We start from the raw sequence: 7,282 nt of genomic DNA, 5'->3' as shown, positions 1-7,282 counted from the left end.
GGCGAAGCCTTCAACTCGTCGTCGATCCGGGCATAGAGTGCCGTTGCGAGGGTGTCCAGGTCGTTCGTCACACATCGGCGTTGGACGCCCTCGTCTCATGTCCGCAGGCGATCCCTTGGACTCATTCATCTAGGCTGCGGGCGCCGGATCATTGCCCGGGGCGACGGAGATCTCCGGGGGGACCGGGATCTGGGGGCCGTCCGCCTCGGTGAGCCAGCGGCGCAGGACCTCGTGGACCGCCTCCGCGCCCACCAGCTCCCCGTCCGGCCGGTACACCGGCTCGGAGAGCTCCACCGGCCACATCAGGAACGGGTGGCCCTGCTCCCCGCCCAGGCCGCCGTGCGAGCCGATCTGCTCCTCGAAGGCGTGCACCGCGCCCGTCTGCGGGTCGTAGGCCGAGTTCACCATCACGTCGGCCACGTGCGGGAAGGTGTCCGTCCGCCGGACCGCCCGCGCCGCGCCCGGTCCGAAGGGGGCCAGCAGCGCCTCCGCCGCGCCCGGCTCGTCCAGCCGCGCCTCGGCCCCGTCGGCCGCCAGGACGGTCCCGTCGACGAGGAGGAACCCCACCCCGGGGTGGTTCGCCAGTGTGGAGAGCAGCGCCGGGTGCGCGCGCTCGATCCGCTCCCTCGACGCCCGGCCGGGCAGGTCCGGGAAGGAGATCAGCCCGAGGTTGCCGGAGGCCAGTACCACCGGGTCGGGACCCGCCCCGGGTCGCACCTCCTCGTCCGTCTCCTCCACCGGCCGGTGCAGGGCGGCCCGTACGGCGGCCCGTGCCTCGGCGCCGCTGTGCGTACGGCCGGCCTTCCGGGACACGGGCAGCCCGCAGCCCGCGCGGACCAGGTCCTTCAGGGTGAGCCCGTACCGGGCGAGGAAGGTCTCCCCCGGGCTCTGGCCGTGGTCCGAGAGCAGCACGATCCGGTACTCCCGGGGCGCGTGCTCGGCGACCCGGGCGATGAGCGCGAGGCTGCGGTCGAGCCGGGCGAGCACCTGCTCGGTGTCCCGCGAGCGCGGGCCGGAGTGGTGGGCGACCTCGTCGTAGGCGACCAGGTCGGCGTAGACCGCGGCGCGCCCGGCCAGCATGTCGCCGATCACCGCGGCGACCACGACGTCGCGCTCCACCACCGTCGCGAAGGCCCGGATCAGCGGGTACAGCCCGCCGCGGGCGACCCGTGGCCGGTCCCCGCGCAGGCGGCCGCGCAGTGACTGGGTGATCTCGCGGGCCACCTCGGCGACGAAGGAGAGCGCCGTGCGGACCGCGTTGGCCGGGTCGGAGAAGTACGCGAAGTAGCCCGCGCGGGAGCGGTTGTGCGGGCCCCGCCGGGCGGAGACGGACAGGACGAGCGCCAGTTGGCCGGCGCCGCCGCTGAAGAGGTTGCCGCGGCTGGCCCCGTCGAGGGTGAGCAGGCCCCCGTTCCCGGTGCGTTCGACGGCCCGCCGCTGGAGCTCGGCGGCGCTGGTGGGCCGGTTGCAGACCACCACCTCGCCGGTGTCCTTCTCGTACCAGCGGAAGGCCGGGACGTCGAAGTTGGAGCCGTGCAGGATGCCGAGCTGGCTGGCGCCGGTCTGGCTGGACCAGTCGGTGCGCCAGGAGGTGATGCGGTGGCTGCGGTCGAGCCAGTCGGCCACCGTCGGCATCAGGCCGCTGCCGGCCGCGCGGCGCAGCACCTCGTACCCGACCCCGTCGAGCTGCAGGAACACCACGGCGGGGGCGCGTTCGTCGGCCCCGGGCATGCCCTCGCGGCGCTGGCGGCGCCGGCGGCGGTCGGCGAGCCGGTAGAGCCGGCGCCGGTAGGCCTCGTCGTCCCGGACGGCGAGCGCGGTGGAGGTCGCGGAGGCGACGGCGGACATCACGGCGGCGACCACCACCGCCGTCTCGGGGTCCGCCTCGCCCCGGCCGGCCGGGATCAGGTTGAGCGCGATCAGCAGCAGCGAGCCGTTGAGGAAGAAGACGAGCAGGCCGAGCACCAGGGCCGGCACGAGCAGCAGGGCGCGTACGAGAACGGGCCACACCAGCGCGCTCAGCAGACCGAACGCGCCGGCGCCGAGGGCGGCGGTCAGACCTATCTGAGTGATGCTGTCGCGGTCGCCTCCCGCGCCCGCCTGGAGCCTGAAGTCGGGGAGGATTCCGGCCAGGGCGAGCATCGTGAGGCTGGACACCGCCCAGACGATGACCACACGCACCAGGGCGCCGCCCGTACTCCGCCACCGGCCTCGCAACACGCCCTGCCCGCCTCACCACCGTGGCCCGCACCGCGCCGACGGGCCCCCGTCCCCACGGTGTCCAGGCTCGCACAGCGGCGCCCGCAGGGCCGGGTGACACGGGCGGCGGATGTGCGTACGGAGGGGCGCGGCGGCGCGCTGCCACGGTGGGCGGCGGCGTCCGCCGGGGGCCGGCGAGGGCTGCTGAGGGCTACGTGCCGTCGTATCCGGCGGTCGGCATGGAGAGCCGGCGGTGCACCTCGGCCTTCATCGCGGAGGTGTAGCGCGGTTCGTCGAGACCGGCGGTTTCCAGCCGTACGCCGCGCCGTGCGCATTCCGCGGTGAATTCCCCCACGGAGCGCAGCGCGCGGGTCAGCACCCGGTGGTTGGCGGTGACGAACAGGTCGACGCGCCCGGCGTCGATGTCGTTCCACAGCCCGCAGTGGTCGGCGCGCAGCCCGTAGACGAACAGCTGGCGGGTCACGACGTAGCCCCGGTCGGCCGCCCAGCGGGCGCACAGTGCGTGCTGGCTCCGGGTGTCGACGGCGAAGGGATCCGTGTCCAGATCCTCCAGCGGGGCCAGGCTGGCGATCGCGGCCACGCGCAGCTCATCCATGCCGCCCGACCCTACTCCGATCCGCCGCCGGGGAGGAGGGGGCGTCCGGGCCGTCTTCCCGGTTCCGGGCGGTTTGGGCGGGCAGCCTTTAGGCTCGGACGGGACCCCGTGACAGCGGGACCAGGGAGGGGATCAGGGGCCGGTGGACATCACTTGGTGGGGCCACGCCACGTGCACGGTCGAGGATTCCGGTGTCCGGCTGCTCACGGACCCGCTCTTCACGCGCCGGCTGGCGCACCTGCGGCGCCGTCGCGGGGCGGTGCCCCCGCCGGAGGCGGCGGTCGCCGACGCGGTGCTCGTCTCGCACCTGCACGCCGACCATCTGCACCTGCCCTCGCTGGCCCGCCTCGCTCGCGGGACCCGGCTGCTGGTTCCGCGCGGGGCGCCGGGCGCGGTGGCGGGGCTGGCGCGGATAGCCGGGGTGCGGGGGCTGGAGGTCACGGAGGTCGTGCCGGGCGACGCGGTGACCGTGGGGGACGGCGTACGGGTCCGGGCGGTCGGCGCGCGGCACGACGGGCGGCGGCTGCCGTTCGGCCCGCGGGTCGCTCCCGCGCTCGGGTACGTGATCGAGGGCTCGTCGCGGACCTACTTCGCCGGGGACACCGGCCTGTTCGACTCGATGGCCGACGAGGTCGGACCGGTGGACGTGGCCCTGCTGCCGGTGGGCGGCTGGGGGCCCTACCTGGGTCCCGGGCACCTGGACGCGGCGGGCGCGGCGCGGGCGCTGGCCCTGCTGGCGCCGGCGGCCGCGGTCCCGGTGCACTGGGGCACGTACTGGCCGATCGGGATGGACGCGGTCCGGCCGCACGAGTTCCACGCGCCGGGCGAGGAGTTCGTACGGTGCGCGCGGCGGGAGGCGCCGAAGGTGACGGTGCGGGTGCCCGCGCACGGTGAACGGGTGCGGCTGCCGTGAGGGCCCTGTCCCGACTCGCGGAGGCGGCCGCGCAGGTACCGCCGGAATCCACCCAGCAGGCGATCGGCTATCCGACCCTCTTCGTGCTGGTGGCACTGGGCGCGCTGGTGCCGGTGATCCCGACGGGCGCGCTGGTCAGCACGGCGGCGGTGGTGGCGTTCCACCAGGATTCGCTGCCCTTCGGGCTGTTGCTGGTGTTCGGGGTGTCCTCGCTGGCCGCCTTCGCCGGGGACCTGGCGCTGTACTGGCTGGGCCGGCGCGGGGTGCACTCGCGGAACGGATCGCGGTGGCTGGAAGCGCTGCGCCGGCGGGTGACCCCGGAACGCCTCGCGCAGGCGCAGCGCAAGCTCGACGAGAACGGCGTACTGGTCCTGGTGGTCTCGCGCCTCCTCCCGGGCGGCCGCATCCCGGTGATGCTGGCCTGCCTCCTCGCGGAGCTCCCCCTGCGCCGGTTCGCCCGCGGCGACGGCCCCGCCTGCCTGGCCTGGGCGGCGACCTACGGCCTGATCGGCATCGTGGGCGGCTCCCTCTTCGCGGAGCCCTGGAAGGGCGTGGCCGTGGCGGTCGCCCTCACGGTGCTCATCAGCGCGGCCCCGGCCCTCTGGCGCCGCCTCCGCGGCTGACCTGGCCGGTCCCGGAACCCGCCCCACGTGCGGCGCCGCTGCCGGGGGCCAGCCCCCGGACCCCCGCTCCTCAAACGCCGGAGGGGCTGATTTTGGCCTATGTCCGGCTGGATTCGGTTCGCGCTTGCCGCGCATGCAGACTGCGCCCGACCAAATCCAGCCGTCCGGCGTTTGAGACGCGGGGTCTGGGCGCAGCAAATCCAGCCGTCCGGCGTTTGAGGACCGGGGTCTGGGGCGGAGCCCCAGGACGGGTCCGGGCGGAGCCCGGGGAACGGTGGAAGGGCGGGTAGGGGACTTCGCCCGCGCAGCGGCAAGGGTCGCAGCGGGGACATCGCCCGCGCAGCGGCAAGGGGAGCTGCGGGGATTCGCCCGCGCAGGCACGCCCGCAGCCGGCCGCGGCTAGAGGGCCCGGGACGCCCCGACCGGGAGGTCCCAGAGGTGCTCCCGGGGCAGCCCGGTACGAGCCCACGCGGCCCGCACCCGCTGCAGCGGCTCCATCACCGGCTCCGACGAGAGCACGAAGGTCCCCCAGTGCATCGGAGCCATCCGCCGCGCCCCCAGGTCCAGACAGGCCCGCACCGCCTCCTCCGGGTCCGCGTGGACGTCCCGCAGCCACCACCGCGGGGCGTACGCCCCGATCGGGAGCAGCGCGAGGTCGATGCCGGGGTGCCGCCGTCCGATCTCGCCGAACCAGTGTCCGTAGCCCGTGTCCCCCGCGAAGTAGACCTTCTTCGCGGCGTCGCCCCGCCCCTCGGCGGCGCTGAGCATCCAGCCGCCCCACAGCGTCCGGCACGCGTCCATCAGCGACCGCTTCGACCAGTGGTGCGCCGGCACGAACTCGAACCGTACGCCGCCCAGTTCGGCCGACTCCCACCAGTCGAGTTCGGTGACCCGGGTGAACCCCCGCCGCCGGCACCAGCGCGCGAGACCGGCCGGGACGAAGAGCGGCGTCGCGCGCGGGAGCCGTTTGAGGGTGGGGGCGTCGAGGTGGTCGTAGTGGTTGTGGCTGATCACCACGGCGTCGACCGGCGGCAGTTCCTCCCACCGCACCCCGACGGGGGTCATCCGGGCCGGGGTGCCGAGGATCCGCCGGGACCAGACGGGATCGGTCAGTACGGTCAGTCCGCCGATCCGCAGGATCCAGCTGGCGTGCCCGGCCCAGGTGACGGACACCGTCCCTGCGGCCACGGCGGGCAGCGGGGCCGGCGCGTACGGCAGGTCCGGGATGCCGCGCAGCCCTTCGGGGCCGGGCCGGAAGGCGCCCTCGCGGGCGAGCCGGGCGAAGGCGCGCAGCCCCGGCAACGGGGTGGTCAGACGGTCCGCGAACGAGCGCGGCCACAGCCGGTGTTCGCCGAGCGGCCGCGGCCGCGGCCGCGCGTGCCGGACGCCGACGCCGGTACCGGCACCCGCACCGGCACCGGCCCGCGTGGCCGCCGGGGGGACGTCCGGGCCGGCCCCGGCCTCCGCCTCCGCCTCCGCCTCCGCCCGGGAAGCCGAGGGGGCGTCCGTCTGATCCCTCATCGAGAAGTCTCCGTTCACCGGCGGCATTCGGCATTTCCGGGCGGGTTCGCGGGCGGCCCTCAGTCGGACAGCCCGGCCAGGACCGACCGGAGCCGGGCCAGGGAGTCCCGTACGTGGGGCAGTGCGAGGGGGTCGGCCGCGGTGAGCGCCGCTAGCTGCTCCTCCGGGGTGGCTCCGAGCAGCGGCCCGGTCGACAGCCGGACCCGCGGGGCGACGGGCTCGTCCGCGAACCGCTGCCCGCCGGGCGTCGGCGCGCCGAGCCGGCCGGCCAGCCAGTCCTCCAGTTCCATGGCGTCGCCGACCCCCTGCCGGGCGAGCCCCGAGCGCAGCGGCGTCAGATCGGCGTAGAGGTGGCGGCCTGCCTGCGGGGGCCGGGCCAGCACCCCTGCGGCCAGCAGTTCCCGGTGCGCGGCCCGGGCCACCGCGCCGTGCAGGGCGGCGGCCGCGGCGGTGCGTCCCGCCACGGCGGGGGGCTCGTCGAGGGCGTGCGCGGCCGCCCCGGCGACGGGGCCCGCGACGAACCCGCCGGTGGCGGTGAGCACGTCCAGGGTGCGGGCCCGCAGCCAGGTGCCGTGCGGGGTGCCGGGGAAGCGGATGACGGCGGCGGGCCAGCCGGCGGGCAGCAGTGCGCCCGAGAGGTCCAGGAGCACCGCGGTGTCGTCCGGCAGCATCTCGGCGGGGCTGAGCACGACGAGCCTGTCGTGGGACCCCGGGGGCCCGCCGGGTGCGGCTGCGCCCGGGCCGCCCGGCCCTCCCTGGCGTCCGTGGACCGGCCGGTGGACGGTGTCGCGCCAGGTCTCGTCGCTGACGACGAACAGCCCGGCGGCCTCGGCGGCCTCGCAGGCCTCCCGGAGCAGCTCGGGCGGCGGGACGGTCGCCGTCGGGTCGTCGGCGACGGACAGCAGCAGCACCCGCGGGTCGCCGCCCTCGGCGCGCACCCGGCGCACGGTCTCCAGCAGGGCGTACGGGTCGGGTACGCCGCCGCACTCGGCCGGAGTGGGCACGTGGTAGGCCCGCCGTCCCAGCAGCCGGACCTGTGGTGTCCACCAGGCGGGACACGGCCGGGGCAGCATGACGTCGCCGCCGTACGCACCGAGCAGCGCCAGCAGCAGGGCGGGCGCGCCGGGTCCGGCGGCCACGTGGTCGGGATCGGTCGGCAGCCCGCGCCGCCCCCAGTGCCGGGCCGCGGCGGCCCGTACGGGCACTCCCCCGCCGGCCGGCTCGGGGGCCGAACGCCAGGCGGCCGCCGCGAGGACGGCCGTGAGCTCGGGCAGGACGGGCAGACCCGGCTGGGGTGCGGGCGGGCCGTAGCGGACCGGGCCACGGCCCTCGGCCATCGTGCGCTGGATCCCCGACACCGCGCGCCACCTCTCCCTGCCGTCCCCGCGCTCCCGACCATGCCTTTATACG

6 protein-coding genes are annotated in these 7,282 nt (G+C 76.3%); 2 read left to right on the top strand and 4 right to left on the bottom strand.

Annotated elements, in window-relative coordinates; all coding sequences use genetic code 11:
• Nucleotides 1–129: 129 nt before the first annotated feature.
• Together MTF69_RS39885 and MTF69_RS39880 are read right to left on the bottom strand one after the other, a co-directional pair.
• A complete protein-coding gene (locus MTF69_RS39885; protein ID WP_243341690.1) occupies nt 130–2,220 on the bottom strand; it encodes a phage holin family protein in 2,091 nt (696 codons plus the stop codon).
• Between the two features lie 190 nt (nt 2,221–2,410).
• On the bottom strand, nt 2,411–2,815 hold the full coding sequence (locus MTF69_RS39880) for a hypothetical protein (protein WP_243341689.1): 405 nt from the start codon (nt 2,813–2,815) through the stop codon (nt 2,411–2,413).
• A gap of 142 nt (nt 2,816–2,957) precedes the next feature.
• Here MTF69_RS39880 and MTF69_RS39875 point away from each other — a divergent pair, with 142 nt between their 5' ends.
• Together MTF69_RS39875 and MTF69_RS39870 are read left to right on the top strand one after the other, a co-directional pair.
• Nucleotides 2,958–3,728 carry an MBL fold metallo-hydrolase gene (locus MTF69_RS39875; protein ID WP_243341688.1) on the top strand — a complete coding sequence of 257 codons (771 nt, stop codon included), beginning with the start codon at nt 2,958–2,960 and terminating at the stop codon, nt 3,726–3,728.
• Nucleotides 3,725–4,351: a DedA family protein gene (locus tag MTF69_RS39870; protein ID WP_243341687.1), complete on the top strand. Its 627-nt coding sequence runs from the start codon at nt 3,725–3,727 to the stop codon at nt 4,349–4,351. The genes MTF69_RS39875 and MTF69_RS39870 overlap by 4 nt, the downstream gene beginning before the upstream one ends.
• A gap of 399 nt (nt 4,352–4,750) precedes the next feature.
• Here MTF69_RS39870 and MTF69_RS39865 read toward each other — a convergent pair whose 3' ends face one another.
• On the bottom strand, nt 4,751–5,872 hold the full coding sequence (locus tag MTF69_RS39865) for an MBL fold metallo-hydrolase (RefSeq protein ID WP_243341686.1): 1,122 nt from the start codon (nt 5,870–5,872) through the stop codon (nt 4,751–4,753).
• A gap of 59 nt (nt 5,873–5,931) precedes the next feature.
• Entirely contained in the window at nt 5,932–7,209 is a 1,278-nt protein-coding gene (locus MTF69_RS39860) for an aminotransferase class I/II-fold pyridoxal phosphate-dependent enzyme (protein ID WP_243341699.1), read from the bottom strand.
• Nucleotides 7,210–7,282: the final 73 nt, after the last annotated feature.

It is taken from the genome of Streptomyces sp. AP-93 (genome assembly GCF_022808175.1).
GTDB lineage: Bacteria > Actinomycetota > Actinomycetes > Streptomycetales > Streptomycetaceae > Streptomyces.
The sequence above is the reverse complement of the archived record's forward strand: the minus strand, read 5'-3'. Positions and strand labels throughout refer to the sequence as shown.

What these genes read in the sequence shown, in the direction of transcription:
- MTF69_RS39880 (WP_243341689.1), bottom strand. Translation starts at nt 2,815, where the DNA reads ATGGATGAGCTGCGCGTGGCCGCGATCGCCAGCCTGGCCCCGCTGGAG.
- MTF69_RS39860 (WP_243341699.1), bottom strand. Translation starts at nt 7,209, where the DNA reads ATGGCCGAGGGCCGTGGCCCGGTCCGCTACGGCCCGCCCGCACCCCAG.
- MTF69_RS39865 (WP_243341686.1), bottom strand. Translation starts at nt 5,872, where the DNA reads ATGAGGGATCAGACGGACGCCCCCTCGGCTTCCCGGGCGGAGGCGGAG.